We start from the raw sequence: 18,457 nt of genomic DNA, 5'->3' as shown, positions 1-18,457 counted from the left end.
CGAACGTGCTTCGGCTGGAAATGCTCCAGGGCCGCTGCTTAGCGCAGGCCGGTCTCGTCAAGCAGGCCCTTGCGCTTGGCGTGATAGTAGTAGCCGGCCGCATAGAGGCGCACGGCGCCGTCATTCTTGTCGTCGGCGACCAGCCAGGCGCCGCGAAGGTACTTGCCGGCATATTTGATGTTGGTTTCGGCGTCGAACAGGCCCTCGGCCGGGCCTTCGTAGCCCATGCTCCTGGCCGTCGCGTACTTGATCTGCATCAGGCCGTAGTGGCCGCGGTTATAGGCTCTGGGATTGTAGGTGCTTTCGCGCCTGACGACACGATGCAGAAGCGATTCCGGGATGCCGTAGAGGGTGGCATATTTCGTGATGATGTCGTCGATCGGCGTGCCGGACTTCCTGAAGGGCTGTTCGGCGCGCGGCACGACGAGGCCGGTCTGCGTGGTCAGCACCGCGTTGCTGATCGTCGGCTTGGCCAGCGGCACGATCTTGTGCGTCGCGACAAGCTGTTCCAGGCCTTCCGGCTCACCCGTGTCGAAACCGGGTTCCATGACGGAGACGCCGATGACCGTATCCGTCGCCTGCGGCATGTCGGCGACGGCGATCACGCCGCCATTCGTCTGGCCGGCAAGCGCGGCCGTCGCGGCGGCGGCACCGGTTACCGCCTTCGTCTCCGTCAGGGCGGAGACGGGGGCATTTTCCGTTACGCCTGCCACGGCGATCGGGGTCGGCAGCGCCATGGCGGTGTTTTCCGTGCCGGGCTTGGCGACGGGCAGGACGGCGTAGGCCACTTCCGTCGTCGCGCCGTCGGTGGCGGCAAGTTCCGTCGTCGTGGCTGTCGGCGTCACTGTCTTCGCCGAGGTCGCATCTTCGGCGACGCTGGCGCAGCCGGCGAGCGTCACGAGGAGGCCTGCACAGGCGAGCGCAGGGATGCGCGCCGAACGGAAAACGGGGGTATCAGCCATGATCGTCGTACTCGGTTTGCCGGGATGCGGGGCGCCGGAACGCCCCTGCTTTTGCAAATCAATCGGCCGTGGCCGTCAGACGCTCTTAACCGATCAGGCGCGATGCGGCAACCCGCCCGACCGGAACAGCCCTAGGCGGACGTCCGCTTGAGGCCTGCCGTCAGCAGTCCGGCGCCGATGAGCAGCGTCCCGCCCGTGCGATTGACGACCTTCTGGACGGAGGGTTTCCGGATGGTTTTGCGGGCGGCCGCAGCCACCAGCGCATAGGTGAAGGCGTTGAGTGTCGCCAGCACGAGGAAGGTGATTTCGAAGATCACCATCTGCGGCAGGACGGGCCGGGAAAGATCGAGGAACTGCGGGAGAAAGGCGACGAAGAACACGATGCTCTTGGGGTTGAGCGCGGTGACGACATAGGTGTGCGCGAAGACGCGCAACGGCTTTTCGTCTGCGGGTGCGGCGGCATCCGCGCCCGCTGCGACCGGTGCGCGCCACAACTTGATGCCGAGCCAGACAAGATAGGCGGCACCGATCCATTTGAGCACGGTGAAGATCGCCGCGGAGGTGGCAAGCAGCGCGCCGAGACCGAGCATGGAGGCGGTCATGGCGGTAAAGTCGCCAAGGGCCACGCCTGCGACGGTGGCGCCCGCGGTGCGGCGTCCGTGTCCCAGCGCGTAGGAAATGACCAGCAGGATCGTCGGGCCGGGAATGGCCAGCATGACGGCGGATGCGGCTGCGAAGGCCAGCCAATGTTCGAAAGACATGAAAAACTCCCCGGATCGATCTCGATCCGGGGAGCAAGCCATCGCCCGTTCGGGACGTCAAGCGGGTTTTAGGCGGCGGGCTTCCACTTCTGGCCGATCACGTCCATCACCTCGCCGAACCACTTGGCAGAGGTGTCGAAGTGCTTGCCGCCCTTGATGCGCGGGAACTCGATGGTGCGCAGCCGCCCACCCTGGCCCTCGTCATGGCCGGTGACGCCCGAGACCTTGTTCAGCGCGCTCTCCACGGCAAGGTCGGTCATGCTCTGGATCAGGCGAAGATCGTCGCGGTTGGCCGGTGCCGAGCGGGCATAATAGCCCGACTTCTGCACCATGGAGCGCTCGGCGCCCAGGAGCGCTGCGAACTGCTTGGAGAACCAGTTGCCGACATTGATCGTGTCGATCTTCACATGGCCGAAGGCGTCACGCTTGACGGTTTCGCCGGCGGCTTCCCGTTCGGCGACGATGGCGTCGAGGCAGGCGCCTTCCGACACGAAGAGCGTGACGAAGCCGGTGCGCTCCATGATCGATTTCAGGCGCTCGGCCTCAGCGGCCAGATTGAAGTCCATTTCCGGCAGGTAGAGGCCGTCGATGTTCTTCATCTGCGCATTCATCATGAAGCCGTCGACATATTCGTTGGCGCTGGTCTTCTGGATATAGGCGCGTGCGGTCGCGGCGGTGAGCCAGCCGCTGTGGCGACCCATCACTTCGTGCACCACGAGCGTCTTCGGCGCCGCGCTCTGCTCGTTGCTGACATTGTCGAAGAAGCCGGCGCCGACTTCGGCCGCCGTCCAGGCGCCGAGCGACTGGCGGATCGGAACGACGTCGTTGTCGACGGTCTTCGGCAGGCCGACCACGGTGAGATTGTAACCGTTGGCGCCGAGATAGGCGGCGAGGTCCGCCGCCGTCGTGTTGGTGTCGTCACCGCCGATCGTGTGGAGAATGGTGACGCCGTCCTTGGCGAGCCGTTCGGCGGCAACGCGCAGCGGATTTTCGCCTTCCCTGACGAGGCCGCGCTTCACGCAGTCGGCGGTGTTGGTCAGCTTCACGCGGCTGTTGCCGATCGGCGAGCCGCCGTAGCGGTGCAGGAGAGGGGCCTTCTCGCGCATCTGCGGCGTGATCTCGATGCGATCGGCGAGCAGCAGGCCCTGGTAACCGGAGCGGTAGGCGATGAGCTCGATATCCGGCGCCACATCGCTGTAGCGTTCGATGAGGCCGCCGACGGCGGACGACAGGCAGGGCGCGAGCCCGCCCGCGGTCAGCATTGCGACTTTCTGCTTGGCCATGATTCCTCCTCGGCTTCTGCACGTCTGGTGGGTTGGCGTTGCTCGTAGCGCAGAATCCCCTTCAAGGGAAACGGCGCGGCGAACTTATCCGCACTCCATGACGGATTGTCTTCATCGTCCACAGGCGTCGGCTCGGCGTCCATAAAATTCGGATGACCCACTTAATGAGGGTCATCAAAATTTATTTATCCTGCCGTTCCTGCCTTGCTTTCCCTGCAATTGTCTGATCAAGATCACCTTATGTTCCAGAATTCGCCAAGTTGCTTCATCAGTGCCGTGTGGGATCGCCTCGTCGGCATGGTCTCGGATGCCGCCAGCAATGTGCTGACGGGCGTGGTCGAGGCCGTGCGTACCCTGTTCGAGGGCGACCCGGAAACGCGCCGGCAGGTTGCCTTCTCCGTCGCGATGATCGCGCTTTCGGCCAAGATGGCGAAGGCCGACGGCGTCGTCACGACCGCCGAGGTCGATGCGTTCAAGGATATCTTCAAATATCCTGACAATCAGGCGGCCAATGTTGCGCGCCTCTACAACCTCGCGCGCCAGGATGTCGCGGGTTACGAAGCCTATGCCGAGAAGATGAAGGCGCTTTGCGTCTCCTGCGAGAACAATTGCCCGATCCTCGAGGACATCATCGACGGTCTCTTCCATATCGCGAAGGCCGATGGTCTCATCCATGAGAACGAGATGGCCTTCCTGCAGCGCGTCGCCGATATCTTCGGCATGGCCGAGGATCGCTTCGAGCAGATCACGGCGCGGCATGTCCATGTCAGCGGCCGCGACCCCTACAAGGTGCTGGGCGTCAAGCCGAGCGACGATTTCGCCGATATTCGCAAGCGCTACCGTGTGCTTGCTTCGGAGAACCATCCTGATAGGCTGGTGGCGCGTGGCGTGCCGGCCGAGTTCCATCAGATTGCGAACGACCGCATGGCCGCGCTCAACGCTGCCTATGAGGCGATCGAGAAGGAACGCTGCGCTGCATGAGCGCATTCACATGTGACTATGCCGGCGCGGCCCCCGCGCCGTCGCCGAACTTCGGCGAGCGGGCGGGCGGGCGCCGCCCTGACATCATCCTCCTGCATTATACGGGCATGGAAACGGCCGAAGGCGCGCTGAAGTGGCTGCGTGCGCCCGAAAGCCAGGTGTCCTGCCATTACTTCGTGCATGAGGACGGGCGCGTCGAGCAGCTCGTGCGCGAGGCCGATCGCGCCTGGCATGCCGGCAAGAGCTTCTGGAAGGGCGAGGTCGACATCAATTCGGCCTCCATCGGCATCGAGATCGTCAATGCCGGCCATCCCGGCGGCCTGCCGGATTTTCCCGAAAAGCAGATCGACGCGGTCGTGGAACTGTGTCTCGATTGTGGCCGAAGGTGGGATATCGCCCCCGAACGGGTGCTCGCGCACAGCGATGTGGCCCCCATCCGCAAGGTCGATCCGGGTGAAAACTTCCCCTGGCAGCGGCTTCACGCGGGCGGGGTCGGGCACTGGGTCGAGCCGTCCCCGATCGCCGGCGGCCGCTTCTTCCAGAAGGGGGATGCGGGCCAGCCCGTCGAGGCCTTGCAGACCATGCTGTCGCTCTATGGTTATGCCGTTGAAATCGATGGGATTTACTCGGAAAAGACCGAGGGCGCGGTGGCGGCTTTCCAGCGGCATTTCCGGCCCGTACGGGTCGACGGAATTGCCGATTTCTCGACCATCGATACGCTCCACAGGCTGCTCTCCGCGCTGCCGCGTCTGGGCGCCTGAAGCCATATCCCTCTCTCCTAATATTACAGAATGTAACGGAAGTTTACCGTTTCGCCACATCCTGACCCGATTGGGGATGTTCTTTCCGCTTGCGTTCGTTGCAGCGCAACATGCGGTCAGGGCCTGATCGCTATCAACAAGGATCAAGACGTTTGCGCGGGATGCGCGGCCTGATCGCCGCGCGTCCAAGGCTCTGCCTTTGCGCCTTTTGGAGACGATAACTCGATGAGAAGACTTTCTGCTGCCTTCAGCGCGGCCTGCCTTTTTGCGTCCGTTTTTTCCGCCGGGATGGCGCATGCGGGGCCGGGCGGCTTTCCGACGGGCGGCAACGAACCCGCTTTCCAGACCTCCGCGAAAGACAAGGCCGACACGGTCAAGAAGGCGAAGAACGAGCGGGCCGACACCGCCAAGAAGACGCGGAAGGTTTCCGGCAAGCGCAACAAGCAAAGGGCCGGCGCGGGCAAGGGCGACGTCGTCGTCGGTACGCTGAAGACCTATCGCAGCACCGCAGGCTATCCCAAGGCGGAGAACCCGCTGGTCGCCGGCGTCAAGACCGCGGGCTATTCCGGGCTGATCCAGACCTACGCGAAGACCTATGGCGTGCCTGTCGATCTTGCCCATGCCGTTGTTCGCGTCGAGAGCAACTTCAACCCGCGGGCGCGTGGAAGCGCCGGCGAGATCGGCCTCATGCAGATCAAGCCGGCGACGGCGCGCATGATGGGCTATCGCGGCGGCGCCAAGGGGCTCTACGACCCGGAAACCAACATCAAGTTCGGCATGAAGTACCTTGCCATGGCTCATGAACTGGGCGGCGGCACGGTCTGCGGCACGATCCTGAAATACAATGCCGGCCACGGCGCCAAGCGCATGAACCCCGTCTCCAAGCGCTATTGCGGCAAGGTGCAGAGCTACATCGACTGATGGGTGGAAAAGTCCTTTCTCTCCTTGCTGGAATCGGCGCGCCGTCATGCTATGCCTCTGGCAAAGAGTAGGGCGGCACATGGTTCGGCATTTCGATTTCGTGGTGGTGGGAAAAGGCATGATGGGGGCAGCCGCGGCGCGGCACCTCGCCAGGACGGGGGCGACGGTCGCGCTCGTCGGGCGCGGCGAGCCGGCCGACTGGCAAAAACATGACGGCGTCTTCGCCAGCCACTACGACAGCGGCCGCATCACCCGCACCATCGACAGCGATCCGGACTGGGCTTTGCTCGCCCGACGGTCGATCGCCCGGTACCGGGATATCGAGGCGGAGAGCGGCGTCGGCTTCTACAGCGAGGTCGGCTGCCTGATGACAGGCGCATCCGGCGGTAGTTTCGTCCGGTCCGTGGAGGATGTCGCCCGGCGTTATGCGCTGGAGGCTCCCTCGCTGGACCGCGACGCGTTGCGTGTCCGCTTTCCGTGGTTCGCGCTGCCGGAAACATCGGTCGGCGTTTTCGAACCGACGGGCGCGGGGCATATCGATCCGCGCAAGCTTGTCGCCGCCCAGGTCGCATGCTTCGAAAAGGCCGGCGGGGTTTGCATCGAGGATGATGCCGTCGCCGTGACCGACGTCGGCGACCGTGCGTCGGTCGGCCTGAAATCCGGCGGCGCAGTGACCGGCGACCGGGTGCTTGCCGCCGCCGGCGGCTTCTCGCGTGCTCCGGGGCTTCTGCCTGATCGACCCGACCTCGTCGTGCGGGCCCGGACCGTCGTCCTGGCGCAGCTGACGCCAGAGCAGGCGCAGACCTATCGCGACATGCCGTCATGGATCGACGAGAGCGGCGACCCGTCCGAACACTTCTATTTCCTGCCGCCCATCACCTATCCCGACGGCAACAGCTATCTCAAGATCGGCGGCGACCCGACCGATATCGAGGTTGAGGAGCAGGGCGCCATCGTGGACTGGTTCCGGGGTGAGGGAAATCGTGAGGCCGGCCAGCACCTCAAGGCGCTGTTGATGCGGTTCATCCCGAATCTGGAGCCGGTGCGCATGCTTTCCGCACCCTGCGTCACCACCTTTACGGTGCACGGCTACCCCTATGCCGGTTTCGTCGAAGGCGAGCGCATCGCGCTTCTGACCGGCGGCAACGGGGCGGCGGCGAAAAGCTCCGACGAGATCGGCCGCATCGGCGCCGACATGCTGTTGCGCGGGCGCCTGGACGAGCCGGACTACCAAACCGACTTCGCCGTCCATTTCCGCTCATAAGAAAACCGGCGCGTGCCTTCACCGGAATCGCGCCATGCCTCTGGTGTTTCATGCCGGCATGGGCTAGTCAGCGCCTGCCAGTTGGCCGGGCAGCCGCGCCTTGCAAGGGCCGAAAGGCCGCAGGGTGAGGAAAGTCCGGGCTCCACGGAAACACGGTGCCGGATAACGTCCGGCGGGGGCGACCCCAGGGAAAGTGCCACAGAAAGCAAACCGCCTTCCTTGGAAGGTAAGGGTGAAAGGGTGGGGTAAGAGCCCACCGCGTGCATGGCGACATGGACGGCACGGTAAACCCCACCGGGAGCAAAACCGAATAGGGATGACGCGGAGCGCGCAAGCGCTCCAGCCTGTTTCCGGGCCGGTCATCCGGGTGGGTTGCAAGAGGCCGGGCGCAAGTCCGGTCCCAGATGAATGGCTGCCACGTTCCGGCGAAAGCCGGAGCCTTACAGAACCCGGCTTACAGGCCAACTGGCAAATTCTCTTCCCAGGCCACGATGCGCGGGCGTCCCGGATGGGATGCGCCGCCCATTCAAGGTTGTGATTCGCAGCTGATTTGCCTGCCGCAGCACTGCCGCTGCCCGGCTTTTCGACGAAATATTCCGGATGTAATAATTCGTGATTACAAACGTCGGTCTGCTTGCGCAAGGGATCGGCCCGCGAGCGGAAACATGCGCGCTTTCAAATGCCTCCGCGCCGTTTCCTGTTTTGTTCCGAGTCACGCTTTTTAACGTCATGTTAACCCTTCCTCTCTAAGGTTAACAAACTGTTTTTACGTGCGAAAAATTGTCCGCAAGAGCGAGGTTTCCCAGCCGGTGCCAAGGCACGCACCGGCATGCATCCGACGGTCCAAAGAGGGGAAGTGAGGTTCTCTTCCCATTGACGCCCATATGGTCCCATGGTATCCCAAAATCACACTGCACGAGGACGCATGAGCGTCCGATCATCGCAAAGTCTAGTGGCAAACCGGCCGGGGACGGTGCGGCGCGCAAGCGTTGCATCAGGGTTGGTGCATGGGCGTTGTTTTGTATCGGTAGTGCCGGGGGGCATGCACAGCGTCCCGGCTTTGGAAGCGGCTGTATCGCGTCATGAACCGGTTCCTGTCGAATGCGACAAACAAGATCGATGCCAAGGGGCGGGTTTCCGTGCCTTCGGCCTTTCGTTCCGTTCTGTCGCAGCGAGACATCCGGGATCTGTATTGCTTCCAGGATTTCCTGTTTCCGGCGATCAGCGTCGGCGGGCTGGATCTGCTCGATCGTTTCGAGCGCCAGATCGTCAGCGAGGATGCGTTTTCGCCGTTGGCCAATCAGATGTCGCTCCTCATTCACGGGGGCGGGGTCTTCATGAAGCTCGATTCGGAGGGGCGCCTGCCGGTCACGGATTTCATCCGCGACTATACGGGGATCACCACGGACGTGACCTTTGTCGGTCGGGCGGATCATTTTCAGCTCTGGGCACCGCAGGCATTTCAAGCCACGCAGGCGGCGGCCCGGGAAGAGTTCAGAATGCGAGGTCTGGGCTCGGGGTAAGACGGAGAGACGGGATGGCGGCGGATCTTGGCGGAGGCTCTTTCGAGGCCGATGGCGGACCGGTCCGTCACATCCCGGTTCTTCTTTCCGAGGTGATCCAGGCGCTGGCGCCGAAGCCCGGCCAGACGATCCTCGACGGCACGTTCGGAGCGGGCGGCTATACGTCGGCCATTATCGCCGAGGGCGCCAACGTCATCGGCCTCGACCGCGATCCGAATGCGATTGCGGGCGGGCAGGAGCTGGTCAAGGCATCCGGCGGGCGCCTCACGCTCATCCATTCGCGCTTTTCCGAACTTGCCGAGCATGCGCCCGCGGGCGGCCTCGACGGTATCGTGCTGGATATCGGCGTTTCCTCCATGCAGATCGACGAAGCCGAGCGCGGTTTCTCCTTCCAGAAGAACGGCCCGCTCGACATGCGCATGTCCGCCTCGGGCGTCTCGGCGGCCGATGTCGTCAACCGCGCCAAGGTCTCGGACCTCATCCGCATCTTTGGTTTTCTCGGCGAGGAGAAGCAGGCGGGGCGCATCGCCCGCGCCATCGAGCGGGAACGGGCCAAGGAGCCCTTCACGACGACGCGCCAGCTCGCCAACCTCATCGAACTGACCACGCCGCGCAAGGCCAAGGACAAGATCCATCCCGCCACGCGCGTTTTCCAGGCGCTGCGCGTCTTCGTCAATGACGAACTGGGCGAGCTTGCCCAGGCGTTGCTGGCGGCCGAGCGCGCGCTGAAGCCGGGCGGGCGGCTGGTCATCGTCAGCTTCCATTCGCTGGAAGACCGGATCGTCAAGAAGTTCTTCCAGGATCGCGCCGGCAAGGCGGCCGGCTCGCGGCATCTGCCCGAGGTTCACGACCGCGCCGCAACCTTCACGCCAGTCGGGCGCCCTATGGTCGCCGCCAGCGACGAGGAAAGCGTGGTCAATCCGCGCGCCCGGTCCGCGAAACTGAGAGCGGGCGAGCGCACCAGCGCCCCTGCCGGGACAGATGACCTGTCCATCTTCAACCTGCCAAACCTTGCCGCCCTCGAAAAGATGGGAAGCTGAGCCATGTTCCGTACCCTCGATGTCGTGATGATCGCGGTGATGACCGCCGCAGCCACCGTCACCTACTCGATCAAGCATCAGGCCGAGAACAAGCGCGAGGAGGTGCGTAAGCTCGATGCCGAGATCAAGCTCGAGGAAGACACGATCGACCTTCTGAAGGCCGACTGGGCGCTGCTGACCCAGCCGAACCGGCTGACGCGGCTCGTGAAGGCCTTCGAGGCCGACCTCAAGCTCGTGCCGACGGAATCGACCCAGCTCGCCCAGCCGAACGAACTGCCCATGCCGACCGCCGAGCTGCCGGCGCTCGAGCCGGAGAAGGACGACAAGGTGGCGAAATCCAACAAGAATGGTTCCGCTACGGACACAATCCAAACCGGATCGGTGGCACGCTGATGTCGTTTCTCTCCCGCATCATGGACGTCAAGAGCAAGGCGCACTTCAATGCCGGCGGCAACAACAACCGCACGGGTGGGTCGGCCTTCGAGGGCACGCGCAAGCGCTCGGGATCGCAGGCCCGCAGCCGCGTCGCGGTCATCATCTGCTGCTTCGGCGTGGCCTATGCCGCCATCGGCGGCCGTCTTGTGCAATACGGCATGGCCTCGTCTGAAACGACCTCCAGCATCGGGCCTGCCGATCACCTGATGGCGTCGCGCCCCGACATCGTCGACCGCAACGGCGAGATCCTCGCGACCGACATCCGCACCGTCTCGCTCTATGCCGAGCCGCACAAGATCGTCGATGCCGACGAGGCCGTCGAAATGCTCGCGACGGTCCTGCCCGATCTCGACCGGCGCGGCATCTACCGCAAGCTCACCTCGAAATCCCGCTTCCAGTGGCTGAAGCGCCAGCTCACGCCCAAGCAGCAGAGCCGCATTCTCGCGCTCGGCATTCCCGGCGTCGGCTTCCGGCCGGAGAAGCGCCGCTTCTATCCCGGCGGTGCCACGGCCTCGCATATCGTCGGCCACGTTAATATCGACAACCGCGGCATTGCCGGCATGGAGCGCTACATCGACAGCCAGGGGCTGGCCGACCTTGCCGCCATCGGCATGACGAGCGATGCCAAGCTGGAGCCGGTGCGCCTGTCCATCGACCTGCGCGTGCAGGCCATCGTGCGCGACGTCGTCAAGGACGGTATGGAGAAGTACAAGGCGCTCGCCGCCGGGGCCGTCGTTCTCGACGTGAACACCGGCGAAGTCCTCGCCATGGCCTCCTATCCCGATTACGACCCCAACAATCCGGCCGAAGGCGCCAAGGAAGGCTGGATGAACCGCATGTCGAACGGCACGTTCGAGATGGGCTCCACCTTCAAGTCCTTCACCACGGCGATGGCGCTCGATTCCGGCAAGGTGAAGATCACCGACAGTTTTGACGCGCGCGCGCCCATCCGTATCGGCGGCTTCACCATCAAGGATTTCCACGGCAAGCACCGGGTGCTCTCGGTTCCGGAAATCTTCCAGTATTCCTCGAATATCGGTACGGCCAAGATGGCCGATGTCGTCGGCATCGAGGCACACAAGGAATTCCTGACCCGGCTCGGGCTTCTGACGCGCATGGAAACGGAGCTGCCCGAGGTCAAGACGCCGAGCCAGCCGCGCGAATGGAAGAAGATCAACTCGATCACCATCTCCTTCGGCCACGGCGTTTCAACAACGCCGCTGCAGACGGCGGTGGCCGGTGCCGCGCTCATCAACGGCGGCAGGCTCATCAATCCGACCTTCCTGCCGCGCACCCGCGAGGAAGCGGACGAGATCGCCAAGGCGGTCATTTCGCAGAAGACCGTGGACAGCATGCGCTACCTCTTCAAGCTCAATGCCAATGACGGCTCGGGCCGCCGGTCGCTCGTGCCGGGCTTCAATGTCGGCGGCAAGACGGGCACGGCCAACAAGGTGGTGAACGGGCGTTATTCCAACACGCAGAACTTCAACGCCTTCCTGTCCGGCTTCCCGATCGACGATCCGAAATATGTCGTGCTGACCTTCATCGACGCGCCGCAGACGGGCGAGGGCGGTGGCCGCACCGCCGGCCTCAACGCCGCGCCGATGGTGGGCGAGATCATTCGCCGTTCCGCCGCTCTTCTCGGTGTAAAGCCGAAATTTGGTGAGGACGGGTCTGCCTTGCTTGTGTCTTATTGAATCGGGAAGACGAGGCGCCGATTCGAGACGGACCGGCGCCAACGAAGATTGCAGAGCGGACAATGAAGATCAGTGACCTCGCCGGAACCGACATCGACACCCTGGGCACCGCCGCCGCGACTGATGTAAGCGGCATTACCAGCGACAGTCGAACGGTGAAGCCCGGCGATCTCTTCGTTGCCCTTTCCGGCAGCAAGGCCGATGGCAGCCGCTTCATTGCCGATGCCGTCGCGCGCGGCGCCGCCGCCGTGGTCGTCGCCGAGGGCACAACCGCCGATGTCCCGGTCCCCGTCTTTCCGGTCGCCGTTCCGCGCCGTTTCCTGGCGCTGGCCGCCGCGCGCTTCTACGGCCGACAGCCGGAAACCATGGTTGCGGTGACCGGCACGGCGGGCAAGACCTCGGTCGCCTCCTTCACGCGTCAGATCTGGGCGCATGCTGGCCATGCCGCCGCGATGATCGGCACGACCGGTGTCGTGGCGCCCGGCCGCAACGATTACGGCTCGCTGACGACGCCCGATCCGGTCTCGCTGCACAAGCTGCTCGCCGAACTTGCCGATGCCGGCGTGACCCATGCGGCGATGGAAGCCTCCAGCCACGGCCTCGACCAGTCGCGCCTCGATGGCGTCAAGCTTGCCGCCGGCGGCTTCACCAATCTCGGCCGCGACCACATGGACTACCATCCGACGGTCGAGCACTACATGGCCTCCAAGATGCGGCTGTTCGATGCGCTTTTGAAGGCGGGCCAGCCTGCGGTCATCTATGCCGATGACGAGTGGTCGGGCGTGGCGATCGACGCGGCGCGCAAGGCCGGCCTCGACGTGCGCACCGTCGGCCGCAAGGGAGATTTCCTGACGCTCAAGCGCGTCGAGCATTTCCGCCACAAGCAGACCGCCGAAATCCATGCCGGCGACGAGATCCACGAGGTTCACATCCCGCTGGCGGGTGATTTCCAGGTGGCGAATGCGCTGGTCGCGGCCGGTCTCGCCATGTCGACGGGTGTGCCGGCCGCCACCGCGATGGCCGCGCTCGAAAAGCTGGTCGGCGCTGCCGGCCGCCTCGAACTGGTCGGCCATGCGAAGAACGGCGCGCTCGCCTATGTCGACTATGCCCACAAACCCGATGCGCTGGAGAATGTGCTGACCTCCGTTCGTCCGTTCACCACAGGCCGCGTCGTCGTGGTGTTCGGTTGCGGCGGCGACCGCGACAAGGGCAAGCGCCCGATCATGGGCGAGATCGCGACGCGCCTTGCCGATGTTGTTATCGTCACCGACGACAATCCGCGTTCCGAGGTTCCGGCCGTTATCCGCTCCGAGATCATGGCGGCGGCGAAGGGCGCGACGGAGATCGCCGACCGCGCGGAGGCGATCCGCAGCGCCGTCGGCATGCTGCAGCCGGGCGACACGCTGATCGTGGCCGGCAAGGGACATGAGGAAGGGCAGACAGTGGGCGCCGTCACGCTTCCGTTCTCCGACCATGCGGAGCTGCGCAAGGCGCTGGAGGGCCTCTCCCGGTGAACTGGCTCTGGACGACTTCCGATCTGATCGCGGCCATGCATGGCAGGCCGGTGGGCAACCTGCCGCAAGGTGTCACCGGCATTTCCATCGACAGCCGCGCCATTGCCCAGGGCGAGGCCTTCTTCGCCATCAAGGGCGACCGCGTCGACGGACATGATTATGCAAGCTTCGCCGTCGCCAACGGCGCGTCCCTGCTCGTGGTCAGCGAAGGCAAGCTGCCTGCGCTCGGGCGTCTCGTCACCCCCATGATCGTGGTGCAGGATGTGCTTCAGGCGCTGGTCGATCTCGGCTGCGCCGCACGTGACCGCACGGCCGCACGGATCATCGCCGTCACCGGTTCCGTCGGAAAGACGACGACGAAGGAAATGCTGCGCCAGGCGCTTTCCCCCTCCGGCAGCGTGCATGCTTCCGTCGCCTCCTTCAACAATCACTGGGGCGTGCCGCTGACGCTTGCCCGCATGCCCGAGAACACCGACTACGGCATTTTCGAAGTCGGCATGAACCATGCCAACGAAATCCGCCCGCTCGTCTCGATGGTGCGCCCGCATATCGCCGTCATCACCACCATCGCGCCGGCTCATCTCGGCAATTTCCGCAACCTTGAGGAGATTGCTGCCGCGAAGGCGGAAATATTCGAAGGGGTGGTGCCCGGCGGGCACGCGATTCTAAACCGCGACAACGCGCAGTTCGGCTTTCTGGAAAAGGCGGCACGCGCGGTTGGCGTCGCGCATATTCACAGCTTCGGCGCGGCCGCCGATGCCGAGTTCCGGCTGCTCGATTTCATCAGCGGCCCGGAGGGCGGGCTGTTGCGGGCTGCCGTTGGCGGCCAGACGCTGGAAGTGCCGATGGGCGCGCCCGGCCGGCACATCGCCGAGAACGCCGTTGCCGTGCTCGGCGCCGTGCATCTTGCCGGCGGCGATATCGAGAAGGCGATGGCCGGGCTTGCGACGATGCAGCCCGAAAAGGGCCGCGGCCGGCGCTACCAGCTCGCCAAGGACGGCGGGTGGTTCACGCTGATCGACGAAAGCTACAATGCCAATCCGGCGTCCATGGGGGCTGCCATCGCCTTGCTGCGCGATACCGAACCCTATGGCGGCGGCCGGCGCATTGCCGTGCTCGGCGACATGCTGGAAATGGGCGAACATTCGCAGGCCGTTCATGCCGGGCTGGCCGCGCCGCTGCTCGAATCGGGCATCGGCACGGTCTGGCTGGGCGGCCCCGACATGGCGGCGCTGCGCGATGCGCTGCCCGAGGGCATCGAGATCGAATACCGCGACACTGCGGATGCGCTTGCGCTGCATGCGGTGGAAAGCGTGCAGCCGGGCGACGTTCTCGTCGTGAAGTCGTCGAAGGGGACCGGCTTCAGCCGCATCGTTGCGGCGCTGCTTGACAAATATCCGGCATTCTCCGAGAGGGAACGCCAAAGTTGATGTGAGGTTCGGCCGGGCTTTCGCCTGCCGGACCTTCTTTTATGGAATCTGCTTCTCCTGCGCGGTCGGTCACGCCGCGGATCGATCGGGGAACCTGTTGGGGAAAGGGTGACAATGCTCCTTTGGCTCGTCGAGCTGGCGAACACCGTGCCGGTGTTCAACCTGTTCCGGTACATCACGTTCCGGACCGGCGCCGCGCTGTTCACCTCCGCCACCATCGTCTTCCTGTTCGGGCCGATGATCATCTCCTCCCTGCGCATCCGCCAGGGCAAGGGCCAGCCGATCCGCGCAGACGGGCCGCAGACGCATTTCAAGAAGGCCGGCACGCCCACCATGGGCGGCCTGATGATCCTTGCCGGGATCGTCGGCAGCGCGCTGCTCTGGGCCGACCTTTCCAACGTCTATGTCGTCGCGACGCTGCTCGTCACGCTCGGCTTCGGCGCCATCGGCTTCTATGACGACTATCTCAAGGTCACCAAGCAGACGGACAAGGGCTTTTCCGGCAAGGCGCGCCTCGGCCTGGAATTCCTGATCGCCGGCATCGCCACCTATTTCATGATGCGCGCCACGCTGTCGGCGGGAACCGCCGGCTCCACCTTCGGCTCGTCCATCACCTTCCCGTTCTTCAAGGACATGCTGGTCAATCTCGGCATCTTCTTCGTGCTGTTCGGCGGCTTCGTCATCGTCGCGGCCGGCAACGCGGTCAACCTGACGGACGGCCTCGATGGTCTTGCGACCGTTCCGGTGATGATCTCGGCGGCGTCCTTCGGCGTCATCGCCTACCTCGCCGGCAACGCGGTGTTTGCGAACTATCTGCAAATCCATTTCGTGCCCGGCACGGGGGAACTCGCCGTCGTGCTCGGTGCGGTCATCGGCGCGGGCCTCGGCTTCCTGTGGTTCAATGCGCCGCCGGCCGCCATCTTCATGGGCGACACCGGCTCGCTGGCGCTGGGCGGCCTGATCGGCACCGTCGCCGTCGCCACCAAGCATGAGATCGTCATGGCCATCATCGGCGGCCTGTTCGTCATGGAAACGCTGTCGGTCATCATCCAGGTCGCTTCGTTCAAGCTGACCGGCAAGCGCGTGTTCCTCATGGCCCCGATCCACCACCATTTCGAAAAGAAGGGCTGGACCGAAAGCCAGGTCGTGGTGCGTTTCTGGATCATCGCGGTCGTGCTGGCCCTTGTCGGCCTCTCGACACTGAAATTGCGGTAAGAGCCGATGATCCCGGTCACCACCTTCAAGGGAAAGACGGTCGCGCTCTTCGGGCTCGGCGGCTCGGGCTTGGCGACGGCCATGGCGCTCGCCGCCGGCGGGGCCGACGTCGTGGCCTGGGACGACAATCCGGCCAGCGTCGAAAACGCCGCGACAGCAGGTATCAGGACCGGCGACCTGCGCACGCTCGACTGGGCGCGCGTCGATGCGCTGGTGCTGTCGCCCGGCGTGCCGTTGACCCACCCCAAGCCGCATTGGAGCGCCGATCTGGCACGCGCGGCAGGGGCGGAGATCGTCGGCGACATCGAGCTCTTCGCGCGTGAGCGCCGCGCCCATGCGCCCGATTGCCCCTTCATTGCGATCACAGGCACGAACGGCAAATCCACGACGACGGCACTGATCGCGCATATCCTCAAATCAAGCGGCCGCGATACGCAGCTCGGCGGCAATATCGGAACGGCCGTGCTGACGCTCGATCCGCCGAAGGCCGGGCGCTTTTTCGTGGTCGAGTGCTCGTCCTACCAGATCGACCTTGCGCCGACGCTCGATCCTTCCGCCGGCATCCTGCTCAACCTGACGCCCGATCATCTCGACCGGCACGGCTCCATGCAGCACTATGCCGAGGTCAAGGAACGGCTGGTCGCCGGCAGCCGGACGGCCGTTGTCGGTGTCGACGACAGCCATTGCGCGATGATTGCCGACCGCATCGAGCGGACCGGCACGAAGGTCGTGCGCATTTCCCGGCGCAATGTGCTGGCCGACGGCATCTATGCCGATGGTGCGCGGCTGATTGCGGCGCAGGGCGGGGCGACGCGGGAGATCGCCGACCTCTCCGCCATACAGACCCTGCGCGGCAGCCACAACGCGCAGAACGCGGCAGCGGCGACCGCGGCGTGCCTTGCCGTCGGCGTGAGCGAAGACGAGATCCGCGCGGGGCTCACGACCTTCCCCGGGCTGAAGCATCGCATGCAGCCGGTCGGCCGCAAGGGGGACGTGCTCTTCGTCAACGATTCCAAGGCGACCAATGCGGATGCCGCCGCACCCGCGCTGTCGAGCTTCGAGCGCATCTACTGGATTGCCGGCGGCGTGCCGAAGGAGGGGGGCATCACCACCCTCGGCGGCTTCTTTCCGCGCATCGCCAAGGCCTACCTGATCGGCGAGGCTGCGCCAGCCTTTGCGGCGACGCTCGGCGACCGGGTTCCCTTCGAGATTGCCGGCACGCTGGAGCGTGCCGTCGCGGACGCGGCTGCCGATGCCGGGCAGGATGCAGGCGGCCCCGTTGCCGTTCTGCTGTCCCCGGCTTGCGCAAGCTTCGACCAGTACAAGAACTTTGAAGTCAGAGGCGATGCCTTCGTGAAGCACGTCGCGGCGCTGCCGGGCGTGTCCATGCTGGTCGAGGTTTAGTGACGATGTCGGGCACCACCTCTCTTCCGTCATCTCCGGGGTCAAACCCGGGGATGAGGGAGGAGAGGGCTGCGGACCCGAAATCCTTCAACGAGGGGATTTGATCATGGTAAGTCGCGCCGAACGTGGTGCATTGGCGGACTGGTTCTGGACGATAGACCGGTTCTTCCTCGCGGCCTTCATCCTCCTGATGGGGCTCGGGTTCATGCTGTCCTTCGCGGCGAGCCCCGCGGTTGCCGAACGCATCGGCCTCGACAGTTTCCACTTCGTCAAGCGACACGCCTTCTTCCTGCTGCCGTCGATCGTCGTGATGTTCGGCATTTCCTTCCTCTCGCCGCGCCAGGTGCGGCGCGCGGCGATGATCCTTCTCGTCGCCTCGCTCGCCGCCATGGTGCTGGCGCTGTTCTTCGGCGTCGAGGTCAAGGGATCGCGGCGCTGGCTCGCCATCGGCAGCCTGTCCGTGCAGCCGTCGGAATTCATGAAGCCGGCCTTCGTCGTCATCTGCGCCTGGCTCTTCTCCGAGCACGCACGCCAGCCGGAAATTCCCGGCAATCTCTTCGCCATCATCCTCTTCGGCATCGTGGCGGCGCTGCTCATTGCCCAGCCGGACCTCGGCCAGACGGTGCTGACGGCGGCGGTCTGGGGCGGCATGTTCTTCATGGCCGGCATGCCGTGGCTGTGGATCATCATTCTCGGCGGCGCTGCCGTCGGCGGCCTTCTGACGGCCTACACGCTGCTCCCGCACGTGGCGGCCCGTATCGACAAGTTCTGGACGGGCGAGGGCGACACGTTCCAGATGGATACGGCGCGCGAGGCCATCATCCGCGGCAACTGGTTCGGCCAGGGGCCGGGCGAGGGCACCGTCAAGCGCATCATCCCCGACAGCCATACCGACTTCATCTTCTCGGTCGCGGCCGAGGAGTTCGGCATCATCTTCTGCATGGTCATCGTGCTGATCTTCGCCTTCGTGGTGATGCGCGGCCTCAATCATGCCTTCAAGGAGCGCAACGATTTCACGCGCTTCGCCGTCGCCGGCCTCGTGCTGCAGATGGGCATCCAGTCGATGATCAACATCGGCGTCAATCTCGAACTCATGCCGGCCAAGGGCATGACCCTGCCGCTGATCTCCTATGGCGGTTCGTCCATGGTGGCGATCTGCGTGACGGCCGGCTTCATCCTGGCGCTGACCCGCCACCGCCCGGAAAAGCGCGCGTCCGAGCGCAGCCTCTTCCGCGGGGGTATCGTGGCGGCGGCCGAATAAGGAAC

Annotated in this window: 16 protein-coding genes and 1 other RNA gene; 14 read left to right on the top strand and 3 right to left on the bottom strand. The window is 64.7% G+C overall.

The window, feature by feature from the left end; genetic code table 11:
• Positions 1-38: 38 nt before the first annotated feature.
• The 3 genes from GR158_RS01530 to GR158_RS01520 form a co-directional block, all read right to left on the bottom strand.
• Complete coding sequence (locus tag GR158_RS01530; RefSeq protein ID WP_134649588.1) at positions 39-962, bottom strand: lytic transglycosylase domain-containing protein; 924 nt, start codon at positions 960-962, stop codon at positions 39-41.
• A gap of 131 nt (positions 963-1,093) precedes the next feature.
• Positions 1,094-1,723: a LysE family translocator gene (locus tag GR158_RS01525; protein ID WP_134649587.1), complete on the bottom strand. Its 630-nt coding sequence runs from the start codon at positions 1,721-1,723 to the stop codon at positions 1,094-1,096.
• Between the two features lie 68 nt (positions 1,724-1,791).
• Positions 1,792-3,006, bottom strand: coding sequence for a pyrophosphate--fructose-6-phosphate 1-phosphotransferase (locus GR158_RS01520; RefSeq protein ID WP_160869509.1), 1,215 nt, complete (start codon positions 3,004-3,006; stop codon positions 1,792-1,794).
• A gap of 240 nt (positions 3,007-3,246) precedes the next feature.
• Between GR158_RS01520 and GR158_RS01515 the strand changes: the two genes are divergently transcribed.
• The 14 genes from GR158_RS01515 (at position 3,247) to ftsW (ending at position 18,452) form a co-directional block, all read left to right on the top strand.
• Positions 3,247-3,987 carry a DnaJ family molecular chaperone gene (locus GR158_RS01515; RefSeq protein WP_134649585.1) on the top strand — a complete coding sequence of 247 codons (741 nt, stop codon included), beginning with the start codon at positions 3,247-3,249 and terminating at the stop codon, positions 3,985-3,987.
• A complete protein-coding gene (locus GR158_RS01510) occupies positions 3,984-4,748 on the top strand; it encodes an N-acetylmuramoyl-L-alanine amidase (protein WP_160869507.1) in 765 nt (254 codons plus the stop codon). Before GR158_RS01515 ends, GR158_RS01510 begins: the two co-directional genes overlap by 4 nt.
• A gap of 288 nt (positions 4,749-5,036) precedes the next feature.
• Positions 5,037-5,669, top strand: a complete 633-nt coding sequence (locus GR158_RS01505; protein ID WP_371731607.1) for a lytic transglycosylase domain-containing protein — start codon at positions 5,037-5,039, stop codon at positions 5,667-5,669.
• Positions 5,670-5,748: 79 nt separating this feature from the next.
• Entirely contained in the window at positions 5,749-6,933 is a 1,185-nt protein-coding gene (locus tag GR158_RS01500) for an FAD-binding oxidoreductase (RefSeq protein WP_160869505.1), read from the top strand.
• Positions 6,934-7,010: 77 nt separating this feature from the next.
• Positions 7,011-7,406, top strand: an RNA gene (gene rnpB / locus GR158_RS01495) — RNase P RNA component class A.
• Between the two features lie 609 nt (positions 7,407-8,015).
• Positions 8,016-8,456, top strand: a complete 441-nt coding sequence (gene mraZ, locus GR158_RS01490) for a division/cell wall cluster transcriptional repressor MraZ (protein ID WP_134649582.1) — start codon at positions 8,016-8,018, stop codon at positions 8,454-8,456.
• Between the two features lie 14 nt (positions 8,457-8,470).
• A complete protein-coding gene (gene rsmH / locus GR158_RS01485; RefSeq protein ID WP_160869503.1) occupies positions 8,471-9,496 on the top strand; it encodes a 16S rRNA (cytosine(1402)-N(4))-methyltransferase RsmH in 1,026 nt (341 codons plus the stop codon).
• 3 nt (positions 9,497-9,499) lie between these two features.
• Positions 9,500-9,889 (top strand): hypothetical protein, encoded by a 390-nt coding sequence (locus tag GR158_RS01480; protein WP_134649580.1) that lies wholly within the window; start codon positions 9,500-9,502, stop codon positions 9,887-9,889.
• A complete protein-coding gene (locus GR158_RS01475; RefSeq protein ID WP_160869501.1) occupies positions 9,889-11,628 on the top strand; it encodes a penicillin-binding protein 2 in 1,740 nt (579 codons plus the stop codon). Before GR158_RS01480 ends, GR158_RS01475 begins: the two co-directional genes overlap by 1 nt.
• A gap of 62 nt (positions 11,629-11,690) precedes the next feature.
• Positions 11,691-13,142, top strand: coding sequence for a UDP-N-acetylmuramoyl-L-alanyl-D-glutamate--2,6-diaminopimelate ligase (locus GR158_RS01470; protein WP_160869499.1), 1,452 nt, complete (start codon positions 11,691-11,693; stop codon positions 13,140-13,142).
• Entirely contained in the window at positions 13,139-14,572 is a 1,434-nt protein-coding gene (locus GR158_RS01465) for a UDP-N-acetylmuramoylalanyl-D-glutamyl-2,6-diaminopimelate--D-alanyl-D-alanine ligase (protein WP_160869497.1), read from the top strand. Before GR158_RS01470 ends, GR158_RS01465 begins: the two co-directional genes overlap by 4 nt.
• A gap of 114 nt (positions 14,573-14,686) precedes the next feature.
• Positions 14,687-15,787 (top strand): phospho-N-acetylmuramoyl-pentapeptide-transferase, encoded by a 1,101-nt coding sequence (mraY, locus tag GR158_RS01460; RefSeq protein WP_134649576.1) that lies wholly within the window; start codon positions 14,687-14,689, stop codon positions 15,785-15,787.
• 6 nt (positions 15,788-15,793) lie between these two features.
• Positions 15,794-17,191 (top strand): UDP-N-acetylmuramoyl-L-alanine--D-glutamate ligase, encoded by a 1,398-nt coding sequence (murD, locus tag GR158_RS01455; RefSeq protein WP_160869495.1) that lies wholly within the window; start codon positions 15,794-15,796, stop codon positions 17,189-17,191.
• Positions 17,192-17,297: 106 nt separating this feature from the next.
• Positions 17,298-18,452 carry a putative lipid II flippase FtsW gene (ftsW, locus tag GR158_RS01450; RefSeq protein WP_134649574.1) on the top strand — a complete coding sequence of 385 codons (1,155 nt, stop codon included), beginning with the start codon at positions 17,298-17,300 and terminating at the stop codon, positions 18,450-18,452.
• Positions 18,453-18,457: the final 5 nt, after the last annotated feature.

This window comes from Shinella sp. AETb1-6 (assembly GCF_009826875.1).
Classification (GTDB): domain Bacteria; phylum Pseudomonadota; class Alphaproteobacteria; order Rhizobiales; family Rhizobiaceae; genus Shinella; species Shinella sumterensis.
This window is presented reverse-complemented; position numbering and strand designations above follow the sequence as displayed.

Coding starts and splice junctions, on each gene's coding strand:
- GR158_RS01530 (WP_134649588.1), bottom strand. CDS start 962: ATGGCTGATACCCCCGTTTTCCGTTCGGCGCGCATCCCTGCGCTCGCC.
- GR158_RS01525 (WP_134649587.1), bottom strand. CDS start 1,723: ATGTCTTTCGAACATTGGCTGGCCTTCGCAGCCGCATCCGCCGTCATG.
- GR158_RS01520 (WP_160869509.1), bottom strand. CDS start 3,006: ATGGCCAAGCAGAAAGTCGCAATGCTGACCGCGGGCGGGCTCGCGCCC.
- GR158_RS01515 (WP_134649585.1), top strand. CDS start 3,247: ATGTTCCAGAATTCGCCAAGTTGCTTCATCAGTGCCGTGTGGGATCGC.
- GR158_RS01510 (WP_160869507.1), top strand. CDS start 3,984: ATGAGCGCATTCACATGTGACTATGCCGGCGCGGCCCCCGCGCCGTCG.
- GR158_RS01505 (WP_371731607.1), top strand. CDS start 5,037: ATGGCGCATGCGGGGCCGGGCGGCTTTCCGACGGGCGGCAACGAACCC.
- GR158_RS01500 (WP_160869505.1), top strand. CDS start 5,749: ATGGTTCGGCATTTCGATTTCGTGGTGGTGGGAAAAGGCATGATGGGG.
- mraZ (WP_134649582.1), top strand. CDS start 8,016: ATGAACCGGTTCCTGTCGAATGCGACAAACAAGATCGATGCCAAGGGG.
- rsmH (WP_160869503.1), top strand. CDS start 8,471: ATGGCGGCGGATCTTGGCGGAGGCTCTTTCGAGGCCGATGGCGGACCG.
- GR158_RS01480 (WP_134649580.1), top strand. CDS start 9,500: ATGTTCCGTACCCTCGATGTCGTGATGATCGCGGTGATGACCGCCGCA.
- GR158_RS01475 (WP_160869501.1), top strand. CDS start 9,889: ATGTCGTTTCTCTCCCGCATCATGGACGTCAAGAGCAAGGCGCACTTC.
- GR158_RS01470 (WP_160869499.1), top strand. CDS start 11,691: ATGAAGATCAGTGACCTCGCCGGAACCGACATCGACACCCTGGGCACC.
- mraY (WP_134649576.1), top strand. CDS start 14,687: ATGCTCCTTTGGCTCGTCGAGCTGGCGAACACCGTGCCGGTGTTCAAC.
- murD (WP_160869495.1), top strand. CDS start 15,794: ATGATCCCGGTCACCACCTTCAAGGGAAAGACGGTCGCGCTCTTCGGG.
- ftsW (WP_134649574.1), top strand. CDS start 17,298: ATGGTAAGTCGCGCCGAACGTGGTGCATTGGCGGACTGGTTCTGGACG.